Genomic DNA, 19,411 nt, shown 5'->3' with positions numbered 1-19,411 from the left:
CTCTTTTTTTTTATCTTTTCAACGCCAGTAATTATTTTTCAGGCAGCATTAGTTTGCAAACTATACTATATGTTTAATTATGATATTAATACTTTTATTATTTTTTCCCAGGCTTTAATATCTGCAATTTTCTCTTCATATTTACTAAAAGCTGCTATTTTAAAAATTTTAAGCAATGAAAAAATTGATGGAACGTTTATTAATATAAAAAATGAATATAAATCAATAAAATTAACTGCTTTTTATTGTTTAGTTTCGATAGGACTGATATTTATAGCTAGTAGGAATGGAGTCATGGACTATAAAGCTTATTTAAATCATTGGGCAATTATTAATCAAGGATTGGATCCTTGGATTGGAACAGATAATGCTTACTTACCAATCCATAATATTTTTGCCCCATTAGCAGTTATAAACAATTCCTTACCAAAATTTGTATTCGTTTGTATATTTGCAATTCCAATGTATTTATCTTCAATATCTCCCTTAAATTTTAAAAGAGAATTAGATACTTTTTCAAAAATAAGAATATTTTCAGTATTTGCTTTTTCACCATTTTGTCTACTAACCATTGCATATTATGGACTTAATGATACCCCAGTGGCTGGTTTAATAGTTTTATCGTTATATCTATCTTTATCCAACAATACAAAACAAAATAGCTTGCTGTCTGGTATATCTCTTGCTTTAGCAACGATGATAAAAGTCTACCCAGTCTTCATTGCTCCATTATTTATCCTAAGGAAAAAAAGAATTGATGTTAATTTTTTTACTTCGTATTTTTTATCAATAATTAGTATATTATTCACTTCAATAATTATTTGGGGTAATTCAACCCTAAACCCAATATTATATGCGGCCGACAGGCATTCTAAGCATCTCTCTTTCTTTAATTTCTTCAGAAGAATTGTAGGAATTAATCTTGATGAATATAGTTTATTCGCTATGGGTTTAGTATTACTTATCGTACTATTTTTCATATATAAAAATAAGATCGATCTTTTACCAGCAGTTATATTAACTTTGGCATTTGCGTTTACTTTTTATAAAGTAGGACATCCGCAATTCTTTCTTTTCTTCTTCGCTGTTTCGCCAATGATGATTAGATATATTTACGATAAAAAATTAATGAAAAATGGAAGATTATTTATTTCTTTTTTAATGTGGATTTGTTTTTTGAATTTCTATCAAACTTTTTATGCACTTTCATGTCATATGTTTCACGGTTTACCCAATTATTTAAGGGGACTGGGATCTCTACCTTATATTTTATTTTCAATATTAATGTTAATAGAGATTGTTAAGTTGCTTAAAAAAGATCCAAAAGCTTTATCTTCAAAAAGTATTTCTTCTTAAAAATTTTTACCAGAAATTTTTGGAATTTATAATTTTCTTCAAAAAGCATTCAGAACATTAAAAATAACTAAAGTAGAATGAAAAATTCTGGTTAGAAGATTTGCCTATAAAAATTAGAAGACAAAAAGTTTTGAATATGAATTTTAAAGACTAAGAAGGTTTTCTATAAAATTAATGAAATAGAAAAAATCAAAATCAAAATTTTAGTTTTAAACTTCCACTTCCAAGACCAATAAATTCATCTAGAGATAGACACCCTTTGGCATTTAAATTCAAGAAAAATAATTAATATAAATGTCTTTCTTAATTTAACTATTACTCTATTAACCCTCTTTTATAATTGCCCTTAATCCTGATAATAGTATCCAAAATACAATAGAAATTCTTCCATCGTAGTATTGAACATCTACAAGTTGAGATGAAACTAATAATATCGTCGCTGCCCACCATGCCCTATTGAAATTATTAATACTATTACAAGCTTTTAATTTATTAAATCGGATTACAAAAAAACTTTTGATAATTAGAAAAAGTATAAAGAAGCTGATAACAGAAGCTAAAATTAAGCCATAATTAAATGCTAACTCCAAAAATAAATTGTGAGTATGACCAACCCAGTTGTTCACTTCTTCAGTTAATTCATTCCTAGAAATATAAACTAATGGGAATAGTCCTGCACCTATACCAAATAATGGCTTTAACTTTATAAAATTTATTGCACTCGACCAAATATCAGATCTTAATTCTCTAGATGGATTTCCCAAAAGTTTACTTTGAGAAAAATCATTAATTATTTGTTCAGGTATTAGTTGTTTTATTGATGATTGATAATCTGTATTTGCAAAAAATATTATTAATAAATTCGTACTTAAATAAAATATTAAAAATAATGTTGTTATTAATAAATTCAATTCAAATGTTGCTGGTATAGATAATGCTAATAGGCCTAAAGCTGCTCTGGATTTAGAGAGTGCTATCAGAATAACTATCGATATTAAAAAACTTAATGCAAAAATTTTTTGATATCTTTTTTCGTATTTTTGAATTGATAAAAACATTGAAAATGGTAACAAAATTAAAAGCCAACATCCAAGGTAATTTGGATTATTAAAGATACTTGTTACTCCTAATTCTCCTGTAGGTTGGATCACATACTGATACCAAGTAATTAATCCATTAAATAACTTATAAGGCCCAGAAAGTGAAAAAGGCATATTAAATTTAAATAAAAAAAACTGGTAAAAACCACTTACAAAAATTGGGAGAGAACCCGAAATAAGTAAAATTGAAAATTCTTTCCTTAGTTTTGTATTTGAGAGATAATTTCCAAATGATGAGAATACATAAAAAAAAGGAATCCAATTTGCAATATCAAGTAAAAATTGGATTCTATTCTCAAATCTCATATCTGCAATTTGAGAATTTGATAAATAATTTGATATTGCAGTTATTAAAATTAATATCCCTGAGAGGAACAAAGGGTAATTGAAGTAGTCTTTAAAATAATTAATCTTTTCGCTCTTAGTATTAATGATTAAAGCAATTATTAGAAATATAGATGATACACTAAAGGCACTTGGTAATAAGAAGACTCCAATTCTAAAATAATTAATACCATTTAAATTTTTATTAGATTTAACAAAAAGCTCTTTGAATTCTATTCTCGGAATAAAATTAAAATTCACAAAATTTCTTGGAAGATATATTAATGTTAGTTAATGTTAATATAATAGTTCACATTTTATGTCGATTTATAAATTGGTTAAAAGTTATAATTTCAAAAAGAAATTTTTAATTGATCATAATCTAATGATCAGATGTATAAATTAATTTTGATTTACGCTCTCTGCAGGATTCGAACCTGCGACCCACTGCTTAGAAGGCAGTTGCTCTATCCAGCTGAGCTAAGAGAGCAATAAAAATCCTGAAAAAAAATATTCAGAATAATCATTATTTTGAAGGAATTTTGTTTTTAATTTTTTAACTCCACCTTAAGAGTTTACTGATAAAAATGAATACAAACAAGATTGTTTTAAATTTGTTATTTCAAAAATTATATTAGTGCCAAAATAAAGATTTTCTAAAGATCTTTTTTTCTTCCATAGATATCTTCGAACCTTACAATATCGTCCTCCCCAAGATATTTACCATTTTGTACTTCTATTATTATTAAGTTCTCGTTTCCTGGATTAGATAATCGATGTTTCGCCTGAATAGGAACATATATACTTTCGTTTTGATTTAAGATCGTTTCGTGATTATTAATTTCAACTTTTGCAGTGCCATCAACAATTATCCAATGCTCAGTTCTGTGAAAATGCATCTGTAAAGATAGACTCGCACCTGGATTTACCTCTAATTTTTTTACTTGCCAAGTAATTCCATTAGAAATTGAAGTATAACTTCCCCATGGCCTGTATATTTTTTTATTGACTTTTCCTTCTGAAATATTTTTTTTCTCTAAATCCTCTACTATATGCTTAACTTTTTGAGCTGAGCTTTTATTAATTACAAGTACGGCATCATCAGTTTCAATTACTATAAGATCTTTTAGTCCTAGACCTACAAGGAGTCTTTTTTCACTCCTTAAATAGCATCCATGAGATTCCATCAGTAGAACATTACCTTTAGTGGAGTTTCTTTCATTGTCTTTAGTCGAATTATCCCAAACAGATTCCCAATTTCCAATATCACTCCATCCAGCATTTAGCCTAACTACAGTACCTTTATCTGTTTTTTCCATTATTGCGATATCGATTGGAACATTTGGACATTTTTGAAAAATTTCATTGTTTAATCTAAGAAAATCAAGATCACTTACTGCACTAACAATAGATTTCTTACAAATATGAATAATTTCAGGAGCGAATCTATTGAATTCTTGAATAATAGTTGATGCTTTAAATAGGAAAATCCCACTATTCCAAGTAAATAGATTGCTTTGAATAAATTGTTTAGCCCTATCTTCTTCAGGTTTTTCTATAAATCTTTTTATAGAACTTGATTTCTTAAAATTGGTTAGTTCTTCAAGTGATTCAATATATCCATAACCAGTTTCTGGATATGTTGGAACTACTCCAAAAGAGACAATTTTTCCTTGCTTTGCATGTATTAGTCCTTCAATTATGGTTGCTGTAAACTCTTTCGAATCATTAATCACATGATCCGAAGAAAGGATAAGAAGAGCTGGATCTTGTCCTTTTTTATTTGCAGCAATTGCCGCTAGGGCTACTGCGGGCCCTGTATTTTTACCTACGGGCTCAATAATTATGGACTTTGGCACTACATTTATCTTTAACATTTGTTCCGCCACAAGAAATCTTTGTGATTCATTACAAATTATTATTGGAGGCTCTAAGTTATCTAAGAGATTTAGTCTTAAAAAAGTATTCTGCAATAACGAAAACTTATTTCCCTCATATAATTCTAAATATTGTTTTGGATAACATTCTCTAGATAAAGGCCAAAGTCTTGAACCCTTTCCTCCTGATAAAATTACAGGCTGCAATTTTAAATCTGATTTTAAATTATTTATCATATTTTTAAACTATTTCACTTTTAAGTCTGAGTTGATTTTTTTTTAAATTTAGCATAATTTTATATAGTAAAATAAAAATTAATCCATATTAAATTTTGTGTCCAAGAAAGTTTCTGAACTACAAAAAAAACAAATAAAAGATTTATTTATTCAAGGCAATTCAATTCAGGAAATATCTAAAAGTTTTCAATTTTCACAACAAACAATAACAAGACAGTTAAAGATAATTTTTGGAGAAATTGATTTTAAGAAATTTAAAAAAAAAATATCCTTTTCTAGTCAAACAAAAAAAACTATAGGTGGAACTAATTTCAGAAAAACAGATTCTTTTAGTGAGGAAGAAAATAAGAAAGATATTGATACCTATAGTGCTAATGAGAGCTTTTTCGTACAATCTTTCTGTGAGGTTCCTCCTTTACTTGATGAACTGCCTGAAAAACAAAAAGATTTATCATCAGTGTCAATTTCAGAAATTAAATTACCAGATTTGGTTTATATGATAGTTGATAAAAAAATTGAGTTAGAAATAAAACTATTAAAAGATTATCCAGAATGGAGTTTTCTTCCAATTGATGATTTAAATAGAAAAACTATTTCAATATTTTTTGATTTAAAAATTGCAAAGAGATTTTGTAATAAGGAACAAAAAGTAATTAAGGTTCCAAATACAGATGTTTTCAGAATAGTTGCACCTATTTTGCGATCTCGCGGAATTTCAAGGATTGTAAGTTCTGAAAAATTAATAGCGCTTTAATTATTATTTATTACCGGAATTTGAACTTAGGATACTTCCAATAATAGATCCGCTTATGAAACTTGATCCAATAATAAAACTAATTGGTAAATTTACTGTTTCATCTATCAACAAATTAATACTACTTTTCTTTGAACTATTTTGAATACCAATTATTAATATTAAAAACAAACAAGAATTGAATGTTACGTTGAAAACTAAGTTTTTTAATCGAAGAGGCATATTCTTTTATTTATATAAATATTAATTCAAATTATAAGTTTCGCTTTTTTTAATTCCATGTTTTTTTGCTAAGTATTTTGATGCGGCTGATAAGCTTAATCCGGCCTTAATTAATTCGTTAAGCTCTTTTTTTAAATCTGATTTGTTAATTAATAAGTTGCTTTCTTTCTTGATTCCCTTAATAACTATAGTTAACTCACCTATTACCTCTTTTTCTTGAAAAGTTTTTATTACGTTATTAATATCATTACCAATATGTTCTTCAAACTTTTTTGTTAGTTCTCGGGAGACTTGAATTTCTCTTTCGCCACCGCAATAAATTTTTAGTTCATTCAGTAATTTCTTTAGGCGATGAGGAGATTCATAAATAATTGTAGTCTTTTCATTTTTACTGATTTCAAAAAGAATTTTTTCTCTTTGTGACTTTTTTTTTGGAAGAAAACCTTCAAATATAAATTTAGAAGAAGGCAAACCACTTGATACAAGGGCAGTAAGAGCTGCGCATGGTCCCGGGATACAAATTATATTTGATCCATTCGACCTAACATTCTTAACAAGATCCTCCCCAGGATCACAAATACTTGGCATCCCAGCATCACTGACTAAGGCTACCGATTTTCCTGAGTTTAGATCATTAATTATTCTTGGGATTTTTTTTAAAGAATTATGCTTATTGAAGCTTATAAGATTATTTGTGAATTCGAATTTGTTCATTATTTTTTTTGTTTGTCTAGTATCTTCGCATGCAATTAAAGAAACATTTTTTAAAATATTTATTGCTCTTGAGGATAAATCACTTAAATTCCCTATGGGCGTACCAACAATATATAAAACGCTACTTTCAGGTTCTGGATTTTTATGAGAAGATGGTTGTTTAATATTCATTTAGTGATTAAATTACCCTCTGGTGTTTATCTTGAAAATCTTATCGATGATTTACGGGCTTTTAGCTGGGAAGCTTATGAAACCTTAATTTATTACTCTAAAATAGTAAAAGATTCAAACAACAAAAGCAATATACTAAAAAATGATAATTTAGATGATCCAGTAACAAAGGCAGATTTAAAAGTTAATGAGGTAATCATTAAAAGAATTAATGAAAAATATAAAGACATTAATTGGGAAATTTTAAGTGAGGAAAACGTAAAATTAACCTCTGAAAGTTGTAATAATAATGCTGATTGGATTTGGGTTCTTGACCCTCTTGATGGGACTAAGGATTTTATTCAAGGGACAGGGAACTATGCAATGCATCTAGCTTTAAATTATAAGAATAAGCCATATATTGGAATTGTTTTAATACCAGATAAAGATGAATTATGGATTACGGATGGAGAAAAAGTTTGGGGAGAAAAAAAAGATGGATCAAAAATTAAACCCAATTTATCTACAAACAAAAGTCTTAAAGATATGAGTTTAGTAACAAGTAAAAATCATAGAAATGAAATAATAAAAAAATTAATTCAAAAAATTGATTTTTATAAAGTAATTACAATGGGAAGTATAGGCTGTAAGATCGCATCAATCATCAGAGGAGAAAGCGATATTTATATAAGTTTGAGCCTAATGGGGAAAAGCTCCCCTAAAGATTGGGATTTTGCTGCACCAGAAGCTATTTTAAAAACAGCAGGAGGAGTAATTACAAATTTAGATAATCAAGAACTTATTTACGGGAAATCAAATTTCGAGCAAGGGGGTATCATCGTTGCATCCAGTAATATCAATACTCATAAAGATATATGTACTGAAATTAAGGAAATTATCAAAAAATACGATATATACCCTTTAAGAATTAATTAAGAGGAGCAACAGGTGTAGGAGTAGGTTCTGGATATGACATCCCTCCGTTCTGAGCTACACCTCTTAATGTGAGATTAATCCTTCCTCTGCTATCAATTTCACGAACTCTAACTGTCACCTCATCTCCCTGTCTAACCACATCTTCAACTCTCTCAACTCTTGCTTCAGATAATTGAGAAATATGCACCATCCCTTCTTTCCCTGGAAGGATTTCAACAAAAGCACCTATTGGAATGATCCTTGTAACAACACCTGGAAAGATCTCTCCTTCGTGTACTTTTCGAGTTAAACCCTCTATTATCTTTTGAGCTTCTTCAGCTGCAGCGCCGTCATGAGAAGCAATAGTTACGATTCCTCCGTCTTCAATATCTATTTTTGTATTAGTTCTTTCAGTAATTCCTTTAATAGTTCTCCCTCCCGGACCGATAACAGTACCTATAAGTTCTGGATCAATCCTAAAACTTAAAAGCCTTGGAGCATGTGGTGACAATGATTCTTGAGGTTTATCAATGGCCTCTTGCATTTTTTCAAGAATATGTAATCTTGCTGGTCGGGCTTTTTTGATTGCATCAGAAATTACAGAAACGGGTAAGCCCGTAATTTTCATATCCATTTGTAGAGCAGTGATACCTTTCTCAGTGCCAGCCACTTTGAAGTCCATATCTCCAAGAAAATCCTCAATTCCCTGAATATCTGTAAGGATTCTGACCTCTTTACCCTCTTTAATTAAACCCATTGCAGTACCACTTACTGGAGCCTTGAGGGGAACTCCAGCGTCAAGTAATGAAAGTGTACTTCCACATACTGATCCCATAGAGGTGGATCCATTGGAGCTCAGTACTTCACTGACTACTCTTAAGACATATGGAAAAGTCTCTTTACCTGGTAATACGGGAGTTATTGCTCTTTCTGCTAGTGCACCATGACCTATCTCTCTTCTCCCAGGAGTTCTCATTGGTCTAGTCTCTCCAACTGAGTAAGGAGGGAAATTATAATGATGCAAATAAGTTTTCTCAGTACTTGGGTTTAGATCATCCATCTCTTGAGCATCACTAGGAGTTCCAAGTGTTGTAGTAGATAATACTTGTGTTAAACCTCTTTGAAATAATGCAGACCCGTGAACTCTTTTCGGAAGTATTCCAGCAGATGCTGATATTTTTCTAACTTCGTCAAGATCTCTTCCATCAACTCTTTTTCCTTCATTAATTATTTGTGACCTCATTAATTTTTTGGTTAACTTTTTGAAGTCAGAATGTATTAGTTTTTCATTCTCTGAAGTAAGAACTTTTAATTGATTATCATCTTTAAGTGAATCAATTTTTGTTTGCACTTCAAGTTCTATTTTATCTAATTCAAGATCTCTCTCTTCTTTAGATTGATCAAATTTCTTTAAGATTAGATCAATTGGCTTAGTACAGTTTTTCTCTAAATATGTTGCTAATGCTTTATCTTCTTCTGGTTCTAAAGGCTTAACCTGTTTTATTCCTAAGTCTTTAAGAAGATTTTCTTGAGCTTTAATTAGTTCGCTTACAGCCTCATAACCGAAATCTATGGCCTCAATAGTATCTTGTTCCGAAAGTTGATTGGCACCTGCCTCAATCATCACAATTCCCTCTGGAGATCCTGCCACAACAATATCTAAATCACCTTTTTCTATTTCTCTGTAGCTTGGATTTAAAATAAAGTCATCTCCTATTAGCCCTACTCTTACAGCAGCCATTGGTCCGTAGAATGGTATTTCTGCTAACAAGGTTGCAATTGAGGCTCCTGTTACGCCTAGAACATCTGCAGGTACCCTTTCATCAAGGGAAAGGCAAGAAGCAACTATTTGTATCTCATCTCTCATCCAAGATGGGAAAAGAGGCCTCATTGGTCTATCTATTAACCTTGCTATTAATGTTGCTCTTTCAGGAGGTCTGCCCTCTCTTCTCATGAACCCGCCTGGAATTCTTCCGGCAGCATACAACTTTTCCTCATAATCACATATTAGAGGGAGAAAGTCTGCAGCTTGCTTTTTCGTTGTTTTTGTTGCTGTGACTAATAAAGATGTGTCTCCACATTCAATCATTACAGCTCCACCAGCTTGAGGAGCATATAGTCCTGTAGTTAGTCGTATCTCTCGTCCGTCAAACGTGATCGACGTATTTTTTCCTTCCACTTTTTAAATTATAATTCTATACATAATTTATTCTTACATCTCGTAGGTACATATTGAGAGATTTATTAAATAAGGTTTTAAAATAATTCTGTTGATAGTCTGGTTATCAACTTTAATCGATTGGAATAACTAGGTTTTTTCTAAAATATAAGAAATAGTGAATATCTTAAAATCTACAATATTTTTTTAATTACCAGCTAGATTTTACTACTCCAGGTAATTCCCCATTATGAGCTCTTAGCCTTAACTGATTTCTGCATAATCCAAAATCTCTATACACACCTCTTGGTTTACCTGTAGCCCAACATCTATTCCTAACTCTTGTGGGAGCTGAGTTCCTTGGAAGTCCTTGTATCTTTCTATGTATTTCTAATCTTTCCATAGGATCTTTAGCAGCATTAAATTCATCTAATAATGATTTCCTCTTGGTAGCATATTTTTTTACTAGTTTTTTACGTTTAACTTCTCTAGCAATCATTGATTTTTTAGCCATTAAAATTTTTCTTCAAAACATATATATTATATTAACAGCTGAACTATCAAAAATAAAAAAATAAGTTATTGATTAAGAAATCTTTGAACTATGAGTAATTGACTAGTATCTCTAATTATTAATAAAACGCTTAGTCCTACCAAAAGAAAAAAGCTTGATTGAGTTACGGCTATTTGAATTTTAACTGGGACGGGTTTTCCTCTTAATCCTTCAATAAGAGTAAATACAAGTTGACCTCCATCAAGAAGTGGTAGAGGAAGAGAGTTCAGAACAGCCAAATTTATAGATATCAATGCAGCAAATAATAATATTCCAGTACCACCTTGCTCTGATAACTGAGCTCCAATTTCAACAATTTTCACTGGCCCACTTAATTGTTGAGCTGTTGATGAGAAATTTGTAATTAGTCCTTTATAACCTTGGATTGTTTTTATTAAAAGGGATGAAAACTCATTATTAGTGTATTGAAAAAGTTCATTAATATTTTTGGTTTTTTTTGTTTCTTTTTTAATATTTGGTTGTAACTGAGCTCCAATGGTCCCTTTCCCATCAATATTTTGAGGAATTAGAGTTAATTTTTGATATGAGTTCTCTCTCTCAATTTCAATTGGTATTGATTCTTCTGATGAACTTTGGATTCTTTCTACCAGAGACGCTACTGCTTGATCACCAACACCTAATACATTGTCATCTATTTTTAATATTTTATCCCCAGCTTCTAAACCGGCTTTAAAAGCAGCTTTTTCTGGTTGAGTTGCCAAAACTAAAATCCCTGGTTCTGGATCAAAGGGAATTCCAATAGTAGTTACATTTAAAATTAGAATTGTATAAGCAAGAAGTAAGTTAGCAAATACTCCAGCAGATATTACAATTACTCTTTGGATTATTGGCCTATTCTTTAAAAGGTTTGGGTCTTCTGGGTCAATGTTATTGATTTCTTCATCAGGGAAGGAAACAAATCCTCCTAAAGGAAAGGCTCTAAAAGAGTAAGTGATACCCTTATATTTTTTTTGTATTATTGAAGGACCAAATCCAATAGAAAAACCGTCAACGTAAATTCCTTGGAATATTGCAGCTAGAAAATGACCCAATTCATGAAAGAAAATAAGAAATCCTAGTACAGTTATTGAGGTTAAAACATTCATTATTTTATATTAGGTAGTTTTTATGAAAGATGATCCAAAGTATGGAACAAGAGCATCAGGAATTTTTACACTTCCATCAAGTTGTTGGCCGTTTTCAAGAATTGCTGCCATTGTTCTTCCAATAGCTAAACCACTTCCATTTAAAGTGTGGATATAAGAAGTTTTCTTATCAATTTTTGTTCTTATTGATGATCTACGAGCTTGAAAGTCTAGGCAATTACTGCAACTAGATATTTCTCTATAACATTGACTGCTCGGCAGCCAAACTTCAAGATCGAAAGTTCTGCTAGAAGAAAAACCTAAATCTCCAGTGCAAATATCTACTGATCTGTAGGGCAAGTTGAGCTTTTTTAGGATACTTTCTGCATCTGCCGTTATCTCTTTATGAGCCTCTAGTGATTTATTTGGATGACAAAACCAATATAATTCAACCTTATTAAATTGATGAAGTCTTATTAATCCTTTTGTATCCCTTCCATAACTACCCGCTTCTCTTCTAAAACAAGGGCTGTAAGCTACATACTTTAAAGGCAAAATTTTTGGATCAATAATCTCATTTTTATGAAAAGCAGTCAGAGGAACTTCTGCTGTTGGAGAGAGCCATAAATCGTCATTAGCACACTTAAAACTTTCATTTGAAAATTTTGGAAGTTGGCCAGATCCTTGAAGACTTTCTGAATTAACTAAAGCTGGAGGCATTAATTCTAAGTACCCGTTATTTGAATGAACATCTAGCATGAAATTAACTAGAGCCCTCTCCAACCTTGCTCCATTTCCTGTAAGGGTAATAAAACGACTTTTTGAAATTTTGGTTGACTTTACGGAATCAAATAGATTTAAATTTTCACCTATCTCCCAGTGAGCTTTGAGATTATCTTTTGTTAGAGGATCTCCCCATTCTTTAATTTGAATATTATTATTTTCATTTTCTCCAAGAGGTGCATCTTTACTTGGTAAATTAGGTAATTTTGATATTTCATCTTGAAGTTGTTTGTCTAGAATTCTTTTTTGTTCTTCAAATTCAGAAACTTTTATTCTGTATTTATTTCCCTTATCTTTTAATTCATTGAGTTCCTTAGAATTAATATTAGAATTTCTTATTTCTTGGCCAATTATTTTGCTTAATTTTTTACTTTCTGATTGCAGACTTGATATTTCGGTGTCAATTTCTTTTCTCTCTAAACTTAGTTCACGTATGCGAGCTATATCATAAACTTTACCTCTTAAGGATAAATTATCTTCTACAAATGTTGGATTTTCTCTTATTAATTTTTGATCTAACACTCTTTTTAATTTTTCATATCTTAATAAGATAGTTTATCTCAAATCATTATCAGAGCTTTTTGATGAAAAATTAATTAAATACATAGATTACTAACTTAATTTACATTTTTAAATTAAAAAGAAACTAAGATGCAGAACGAGCTCGGCCTGTAGAAGACCATTCTTTTAATAAATCTATTTGCTCTTTAGCTGTGCGTGATAACGGCACTAATTCAGAAACAGCTTTAATTAAATCTTTTTCCATTAATTCTCTATTTTCAGAGAATGAAAAGTGCATACCCTCTATAACTGCTTGCTCAAGTTCCGCTCCTGAATATCCATCTGTTCGATCAATTATTGTTGAAAGAGGAAAACTATAGCTAGGTCTCCTTTTCTTAAGGTGCAAATCAAGAATGCTCAATCTTTCTTCAGAATTTGGTAAATCAAGAAAAAATATTTCATCAAATCTACCTTTCCTCAATAATTCTGCTGGGAGCTTATCGATAGCATTAGCGGTAGCAATTACAAATACTGCTGATTCTTTTTCTGCCATCCAAGTTAGCAAACTAGCTAAAACTCTTTGACTAGTTCCTCCATCACTTCTAGCATCTCCACCAAATCCCTTATCAATTTCATCAATCCATAGGATGCATGGTGACATTGCTTCTGCTCTTGAAATTGTCTCTCTTGTTCTTGCCTCACTTGACCCTACAAGACTTGAAAATAATCTACCGACATCAAGTCTAAGAAGAGGCATCGACCAGCTTTCAGAAATTGATTTGGCTGTTAAAGATTTCCCAGTTCCTTGTGGCCCAACTAATAAGACACCTTTAGGAATTGGCAATCCGTATTCTTGGGCTTCTTTTGAAAAAGCTCTATATCTTTGTTTAAGCCAAGTTTTTAATAATTTCAAACCTCCAATATCATTTTGACTTGACTTACTTTCACAAAATTCTAATATTTCACTTCTAGCAATAACCTGTTTTTTCTCTTCAAGAATATCTTTGATATCAAATTTACTTATTTTTCCTCTTTGAGCGAGTGCTTTTGCTGTTACTTGCTTAACTTTTATTTCGCTTAATCCACTTGAAGCTATTGCAAGCTCGTTTAGGTCTTGTTCGCTTAAATCAGAATCAGTATTAAAAGCAATTTTTTTTATAAGAGCTGTCAATTCACTTAAATCAGGTAGAGGTAAGTTGAGTATTGTAATTAAATCATCAAGTTCTTCAGATGATGGCAATATATGTGAACTAAGAATTAGGTTATTGTTCGTTTCTCTAAGTGAAGATGATAATTCTTTTATTGTTCTACTGATAGATGGATCATCATAAAATTTATGAAAATCTCTTACCAATAAAATTGTAGGTATTTCAGACGTTTGTGCCTTTATCCAATTAAGAACTCCCAGCGGATTGTTCGAAAATTTGCCATTTTCATTTAATACTCCTTTGATGCCATTAACACAATCCCAAGATACGAATCTTTTAATATTTAATTTTTTACATGATTTATCAATAACTTTGTATAATCTTTCTTCTTCTTTTGTTCTTATCCAAATTAAAGGAGTTCTGGAGTTTATAAGTAATTCGAAATTTCTACTCCAAGAATCCATTATCTATCTAAAAAGAAAAACTATTTTTTGTTATTAGGTTCAAATGGTAATCTTTTATCTGAGATGTTGGCAGTAGAGGGTATTACTTTATTTTTGCCTGTTAATTGATCATCAAGAATTTTTTGTAAGTTTGCTGGAAGAGCTTCTTTGTTTAGCAGAAAAGTCTGAAACGCCTGGAATATGTTCGCTACAACCATATAAAGTAATACTCCAGCTGGTAAAGGAAAAAACAAAAACATACCCGTAATCATTACAGGAGTAATTTTATTAGCAGTAGATTGTTGCGCGTTTGAAGGCATCCCTTGACTAGATAAAACTTGTGAGAGAAGCAAGGTTAAACCGAAAGCTCCAACTAAAGTAGCTATATCCCAATTGATTGAACCGTCTACATAAAACCCAACCTGTCCAAGTGCTTTAATAAACAAAAACCCGCTTTTTGCCGCTAATCCAGGTATTTTAGCTTCAATTGTTGCATCCCCTGGCTTGATTGCGGTAACTAATCCGTCTTGAGAAACTTTAATGTTTTCTGAACCTTTTGACACTGTCCAAGTAGGAAGAAATCTTGAACCATTATCATAATTTGATAGTACTTCAGAATAGTTGTTCCCATTTGTTGTCTGCAAGTTTATCTTAACTGATTCTTCAGAACCCAATTTTGTACCGTTAGGAAGGGTAGCAATGACAGGAAAATGGGATTTTTCTGTTACAAATATTGAATGTCTCGGGGATTTATATGGCTTCGGGTCAATAGCGGCAATTTGATCTTGTGGTAGAACTTTTAAATTTATGTTGTATGGGACATCTGCGAAAGGTGATCCTCTTAAAGTTGCAAATAATGCAAATAAAACAGGCATTTGAACTATTAAAGGTAAACATCCTGCTAGAGGACTACCAAATTCATTCATTAATTTGCCCAATTCTTCTTGCTGTTTCTTTGGATCACTTGAAAATTTAGACTTTATTTCTGCTTGCCTCTTTTGCATTACAGGTTGTGCTATTTTCATCCTCCTAGCGCTTCTAATAGAACCTGCGCTTAGCGGGAATAGAGCTATTCTAATTACGACTGTTAATGCAACAATGGCCAAACCATAACTAGGGACTAACCCGTAGAAAAAATCTAGAATCGGGATTAATAATTTTTCTGAAATGAACCCGATCACGATATTAAAGAAGAATTGAATTTATTTGACACTTTATTTTACAGGATAATAAAACTTTTGTAATTAATTTAATCAAGATTTAGTAGCAAATCCCTCAACCTCATTAAGATTTAATGTTTGTGATCTTTTAACCATATTTTCCTCAATAAACTTTTGTTTTTCTCTAAATAAAGGTAAAGATTTCATTTCAACTTTAGAGCCATCGTTGAGTATTAAAACCATGTCTCCATAAGATCCAAATCCTCTCGGGATAGATCTTATCTCTTCAATATTGCTTAAAGATACCTGAGTTTTATTTTTGCCAAACCATCCCCCATCAATAGTTATTCTTTTATTGGTAATTTTATATCTTAACCATAAAGCTCTTACTATTGCAGCAAATGTGAATGGAAGACCAAGAAGAGTTAGACCAGCAAATAAATTGATTATTAAATCACTTCGAGCTGGGCCACCCTCATAAAACGATTCTTCATTAATGTTAATCATTTAAATAAACCTGACTTAAAAATTAGGTATTGAAATTCCTCCAATAGATTTATCTTATCATTGTAGAAATTACCAGCTTTAAGGTTAACAAGTAACCAATAAGGTTTGTGGTTATTCTGCAGGCTGAAATTTTTTAATAAAGAATCCTGCAATATTCTCCTAAGTTTATTTCTTTCTACTGCTTTTTTTGATACTTTCTTACTTATAGATATGGCAACTTTAAAATTATTTAAACTATGAACATTATTATGGGACATGAGAATTTTTGGATTTGCTCTTGCTATTTTGAAAGTAATTAACTTCCCATAATATTTAACAGAATTTTTATGAATATAATCAAAAGTCCTATGACCTTTTAAACGCATAGCTTTGGGCAAGGCCATCATAAAAAAATAGTTAAACTGCTATTCTCTCTCTACCTCTTTTTCTTCTGCTTTTAATAACTCTTCTTCCTGTATGAGAACGCATTCTTACTCTAAAACCAGATACACGTTTTCTTTTCCTTGATGTTCCGCCGAATGTTCTTTTTGTCATTTTTTTTATTATCCTTTATTAATTTATCACTTAATCGATCACTATAGTCCAGCTTCCTAAATATCTTGAAGAGGTATTCTTTTGAGCATACTGACCATAAGAATGGAATTGCTTAAGACCAGACTTTTTAGGATTAGATATTTTTTTAAAAACAATCGCGTAACTATCTTTATTTGAAGGGATTGGGCTATAAGGATATATATCTAGTGATGAATTATCTTCATTTATATCTACATCTGCAGGAATATCTTCTATACATTTGGTACGACCTTCAAAGCCTCCTATTTTTACCTTACAAAAACTTACTTTATCCTTAAGAGTTGAATCGAATGTTTTGGGAATGTTTAATGTAATTTTAAGAAGATTTGCTTGCCTATCAGAAGGTCTTAAAAAGAAAAAGATTGTATTTCTAAATCTTTTTTTGTTTTCTTTTTGGAACCACTTTAATCTTCTATATCCTGAATCTTGATCCCATTGAAATTCTAATCCTGCCTTTGCATCACTATTCCCAAGATAAAATGGAATTGAAATCAACAAAGGTGAAAAAAATAGCAGCTTTAAAATTTTTAAATTTAAAATTAATTTTTTTTGTTTGTTAAACATCATGTTTAGATAAATAGATGATTGGTTATTTAACTATCGAGTTTATAGAGAGAATTGTTTTAATAAGATTAACATCTATCAGCCCTTAATTTTGAAGCGCATCTTAAATAAGGATGATTAACAGTTTGATCCGCAGGTAACAAAACTTGTGCCATTAATCTAATGCAAAAATCAATATCATTTGGAACGTACATTTGTTGGCAGTCTAAGAACGCTACTGAATCAAGACTTTTACATTTTCTTGCAATGGAAGCAGGAAAACATGCATCTAAATCATTTGTCACAGTAAATGTAATTGATAACAAATTATTTACAACGATATTATTTCTTGTAATTAATTCTTCGATTAATTCAACTACAGCACTCTCGATTTCTTTTACAGAATTATCTTTTGCATTCGTAGCCCCTCTTATGATTGTTAATTGGTAATTTCCTTCAAATTTTTCAATCATAACGGATTTAAGGTTTATATAACCAAAGTATTTTATTAGATGAATTTACTTCAAAAAATATATTATGAATAATTTTTTCTACAATTCTACTCCCTGGTATAAGCCCTAATATTTTCTTTTTCTTCTTACCAAAAGTTACCGGTTGTATTTTTGGATCGATATTTACCATCTCTGCTGCAAGCTCCCTTGCAACAAACTCATCTCCAATCTTGTCAACTAATCCAAGATCTTTTGCTTGTGTTCCAGTAAAGATTCTTCCATCAGCAAATTTCTTTACATCGTCTACAAGTAAATTTCTACCTTCAGATACAGCCTCAGTGAATTGTTTGTAACTCTCATTGATTAATCCTTGTAAAAGTTCTCTCCCTTCCTTACTTAAAGGCTTATCTGGGGAAAGAATATCTTTATAAATTCCGCTTTTTACCGTCTCAAACTTAATACCAATTTTATTCAAAAGTTCAGATAAATTATTTCCTCTTATTATTACCCCAATCGAACCCGTTATAGTTCCTGGGTTCGCTACAATTTTGTCGGAGGCTACACCGATATATACTCCACCGGAAGCTGATATGTTTCCAAAACTTGCGACGACTTTACAACCTTTCTCTTTAAGTCTTTTAATAGCAGAGTATATTTCTTGACTATCGCCGACGGTACCTCCAGGGGAGTCGATTCTAAGTATTAATGCAGGGAATTCTCTATCCTCAATTTGTTTTAGAGCTTTAAGGACAGAAACTCTTGTTGAACTTGTTATTGGCTCATCAATTACTATACGAGCCATTCTTTTTTTTGACTTACGTCTAAAAGGCCAAATCATTCTTTTAAGGTACAAATCATAAATCTACTTTAAAAAGACTATCAGCAGAACTAATGAATTCAATCCTAAATTGGTTTTTAATGATACTCCCTTTTGCTCTCTGGGGGACTTCAATGGCAGCTATGACCCCTCTAGTCTCTAGTGCTGGCCCTGAGTTTGTCGCTTCATTAAGACTTCTACCTGCCGGGATCCTTGTTCTTATTACAACATATTTATTAAAAAGAGATTTAAAAATTTATAAGTGTGATTTGAAATGGTTTTTGGTTTTTACAATCGTAGACGCAACTTTTTTTCAATTATTTTTAACATATGGGATATCTAAGACAGGTGCAGGTCTTGGCTCTGTTTTGATTGATTCTCAGCCTTTGATTGTAGCACTCTTAGCAAGAGCGATTTTTGGTAATTTAATTAATCCAATTGGATGGTTAGGGTTACTTTTTGGCTTAGGTGGAATAATTTTTTTAGGAGTTCCAAAAGAACTTTTGGAGAGTTGGTGGCTAATGTCTGATAAGAGTATTATTGACATCGCATTTAATGTAGGAGAATTATGGATGCTTGGAGCCTCTCTAGCAATGGCACTTGGAACAATTTTGATAAGATTTACATGTACTAAAAGTGATCCTGTTGCAGTAACTGGATGGCATATGGTTTTGGGTAGTGTCCCTCTTATTATAAAACATTGCTTACAAACAAATTTTCAATTGATACCAAATTGGTCAATATTTGATTGGGGACTGATGTCATTTGCAAGTATCTTTGGGGGCGCTTTGGCATATGGTTTATTTTTCTATTTTGCGAATAATAAAGAAATAACAGGATTTAGCACTCTTGCATTTTTAACTCCAATATTTGCGCTCCTCAGTGGTGGTGTTTACCTAAATGAAAGATTAACAATCGTTCAATGGATAGGAGTGGTTTTTGTCCTAATATCAGTTTTCTTTGTCAGCCAGAGAAAGTCTATATGGGAATTTTCAAATACTAAGACTAATATTTAGTAAGTCAATAGGAAAATAGTTTT

Annotated in this window: 20 protein-coding genes and 1 tRNA gene; 4 read left to right on the top strand and 17 right to left on the bottom strand. The window is 31.1% G+C overall.

Annotated elements, in window-relative coordinates:
• The first annotated feature begins 69 nt into the window (after window positions 1-69).
• Window positions 70-1,356 carry a glycosyltransferase 87 family protein gene (locus TX50_RS06465; protein WP_036930537.1) on the top strand — a complete coding sequence of 429 codons (1,287 nt, stop codon included), beginning with the start codon at window positions 70-72 and terminating at the stop codon, window positions 1,354-1,356.
• Between the two features lie 323 nt (window positions 1,357-1,679).
• Here the strand turns inward: TX50_RS06465 and TX50_RS06460 are convergent, their stop codons facing one another.
• The 3 genes from TX50_RS06460 to TX50_RS06450 form a co-directional block, all read right to left on the bottom strand.
• A complete protein-coding gene (locus TX50_RS06460) occupies window positions 1,680-3,041 on the bottom strand; it encodes an O-antigen ligase family protein (RefSeq protein WP_011132831.1) in 1,362 nt (453 codons plus the stop codon).
• Window positions 3,042-3,196: 155 nt separating this feature from the next.
• Window positions 3,197-3,270: transfer RNA gene (locus TX50_RS06455), tRNA-Arg, on the bottom strand.
• A gap of 166 nt (window positions 3,271-3,436) precedes the next feature.
• The gene (locus tag TX50_RS06450; RefSeq protein ID WP_011132830.1) at window positions 3,437-4,894 is read right to left on the bottom strand and encodes a mannose-1-phosphate guanylyltransferase/mannose-6-phosphate isomerase; all 1,458 of its coding nucleotides are present in this window, start codon (window positions 4,892-4,894) and stop codon (window positions 3,437-3,439) included.
• 97 nt (window positions 4,895-4,991) lie between these two features.
• Between TX50_RS06450 and TX50_RS06445 the strand changes: the two genes are divergently transcribed.
• Window positions 4,992-5,648, top strand: a complete 657-nt coding sequence (locus tag TX50_RS06445) for a hypothetical protein (protein ID WP_011132829.1) — start codon at window positions 4,992-4,994, stop codon at window positions 5,646-5,648.
• 3 nt (window positions 5,649-5,651) lie between these two features.
• On the opposite strand, the gene TX50_RS06440 is transcribed toward TX50_RS06445, so the two are convergent.
• Window positions 5,652-5,870, bottom strand: coding sequence for a hypothetical protein (locus tag TX50_RS06440; RefSeq protein ID WP_011132828.1), 219 nt, complete (start codon window positions 5,868-5,870; stop codon window positions 5,652-5,654).
• Window positions 5,871-5,891: 21 nt separating this feature from the next.
• Window positions 5,892-6,755 (bottom strand): 16S rRNA (cytidine(1402)-2'-O)-methyltransferase, encoded by an 864-nt coding sequence (gene rsmI / locus TX50_RS06435; RefSeq protein ID WP_011132827.1) that lies wholly within the window; start codon window positions 6,753-6,755, stop codon window positions 5,892-5,894.
• A 3-nt stretch (window positions 6,756-6,758) separates the two neighbouring features.
• On the opposite strand from rsmI, the gene TX50_RS06430 reads away from it, so the two are divergent.
• Entirely contained in the window at window positions 6,759-7,670 is a 912-nt protein-coding gene (locus tag TX50_RS06430) for a 3'(2'),5'-bisphosphate nucleotidase CysQ (RefSeq protein ID WP_042116241.1), read from the top strand.
• Here the strand turns inward: TX50_RS06430 and TX50_RS06425 are convergent.
• The 12 genes from TX50_RS06425 to sppA all read right to left on the bottom strand — a co-directional run bounded on the left by TX50_RS06425 (window position 7,663) and on the right by sppA (window position 18,393).
• Entirely contained in the window at window positions 7,663-9,828 is a 2,166-nt protein-coding gene (locus TX50_RS06425) for a polyribonucleotide nucleotidyltransferase (RefSeq protein ID WP_011132825.1), read from the bottom strand. The two genes, TX50_RS06430 and TX50_RS06425, sit on opposite strands and share 8 nt — an antisense overlap.
• 190 nt (window positions 9,829-10,018) lie before the next feature.
• A complete protein-coding gene (gene rpsN / locus TX50_RS06420) occupies window positions 10,019-10,321 on the bottom strand; it encodes a 30S ribosomal protein S14 (protein WP_011132824.1) in 303 nt (100 codons plus the stop codon).
• 65 nt (window positions 10,322-10,386) lie between these two features.
• The gene (gene rseP, locus TX50_RS06415; RefSeq protein ID WP_011132823.1) at window positions 10,387-11,466 is read right to left on the bottom strand and encodes an RIP metalloprotease RseP; all 1,080 of its coding nucleotides are present in this window, start codon (window positions 11,464-11,466) and stop codon (window positions 10,387-10,389) included.
• A 9-nt stretch (window positions 11,467-11,475) separates the two neighbouring features.
• A complete protein-coding gene (serS, locus tag TX50_RS06410; RefSeq protein ID WP_011132822.1) occupies window positions 11,476-12,750 on the bottom strand; it encodes a serine--tRNA ligase in 1,275 nt (424 codons plus the stop codon).
• Window positions 12,751-12,874: 124 nt separating this feature from the next.
• Window positions 12,875-14,341 (bottom strand): AAA family ATPase, encoded by a 1,467-nt coding sequence (locus TX50_RS06405; protein ID WP_011132821.1) that lies wholly within the window; start codon window positions 14,339-14,341, stop codon window positions 12,875-12,877.
• Window positions 14,342-14,361: 20 nt separating this feature from the next.
• Window positions 14,362-15,501, bottom strand: a complete 1,140-nt coding sequence (gene yidC / locus TX50_RS06400) for a membrane protein insertase YidC (RefSeq protein ID WP_011132820.1) — start codon at window positions 15,499-15,501, stop codon at window positions 14,362-14,364.
• Window positions 15,502-15,573: 72 nt separating this feature from the next.
• Window positions 15,574-15,987, bottom strand: a complete 414-nt coding sequence (locus tag TX50_RS06395) for a PH domain-containing protein (protein WP_011132819.1) — start codon at window positions 15,985-15,987, stop codon at window positions 15,574-15,576.
• Window positions 15,984-16,370 (bottom strand): ribonuclease P protein component, encoded by a 387-nt coding sequence (locus TX50_RS06390; RefSeq protein ID WP_036930543.1) that lies wholly within the window; start codon window positions 16,368-16,370, stop codon window positions 15,984-15,986. The genes TX50_RS06395 and TX50_RS06390 overlap by 4 nt, the downstream gene beginning before the upstream one ends.
• Before the next feature lie 13 nt (window positions 16,371-16,383).
• Entirely contained in the window at window positions 16,384-16,521 is a 138-nt protein-coding gene (rpmH, locus tag TX50_RS06385) for a 50S ribosomal protein L34 (protein WP_011132817.1), read from the bottom strand.
• Between the two features lie 30 nt (window positions 16,522-16,551).
• A complete protein-coding gene (locus TX50_RS06380; RefSeq protein WP_036930545.1) occupies window positions 16,552-17,124 on the bottom strand; it encodes a DUF2808 domain-containing protein in 573 nt (190 codons plus the stop codon).
• Window positions 17,125-17,192: 68 nt separating this feature from the next.
• Entirely contained in the window at window positions 17,193-17,576 is a 384-nt protein-coding gene (gene aroH, locus TX50_RS06375) for a chorismate mutase (RefSeq protein WP_011132815.1), read from the bottom strand.
• A 7-nt stretch (window positions 17,577-17,583) separates the two neighbouring features.
• Complete coding sequence (gene sppA, locus TX50_RS06370) at window positions 17,584-18,393, bottom strand: signal peptide peptidase SppA (RefSeq protein ID WP_011132814.1); 810 nt, start codon at window positions 18,391-18,393, stop codon at window positions 17,584-17,586.
• A 53-nt stretch (window positions 18,394-18,446) separates the two neighbouring features.
• Between sppA and TX50_RS06365 the strand changes: the two genes are divergently transcribed.
• On the top strand, window positions 18,447-19,388 hold the full coding sequence (locus tag TX50_RS06365; RefSeq protein WP_011132813.1) for a DMT family transporter: 942 nt from the start codon (window positions 18,447-18,449) through the stop codon (window positions 19,386-19,388).
• The last annotated feature ends 23 nt before the right edge of the window (window positions 19,389-19,411 follow it).

This window comes from Prochlorococcus marinus subsp. pastoris str. CCMP1986 (genome assembly GCF_000011465.1).
GTDB classification, from domain to species: Bacteria; Cyanobacteriota; Cyanobacteriia; order PCC-6307; family Cyanobiaceae; genus Prochlorococcus_A; species Prochlorococcus_A pastoris.
The sequence above is the reverse complement of the archived record's forward strand: the minus strand, read 5'-3'. Positions and strand labels throughout refer to the sequence as shown.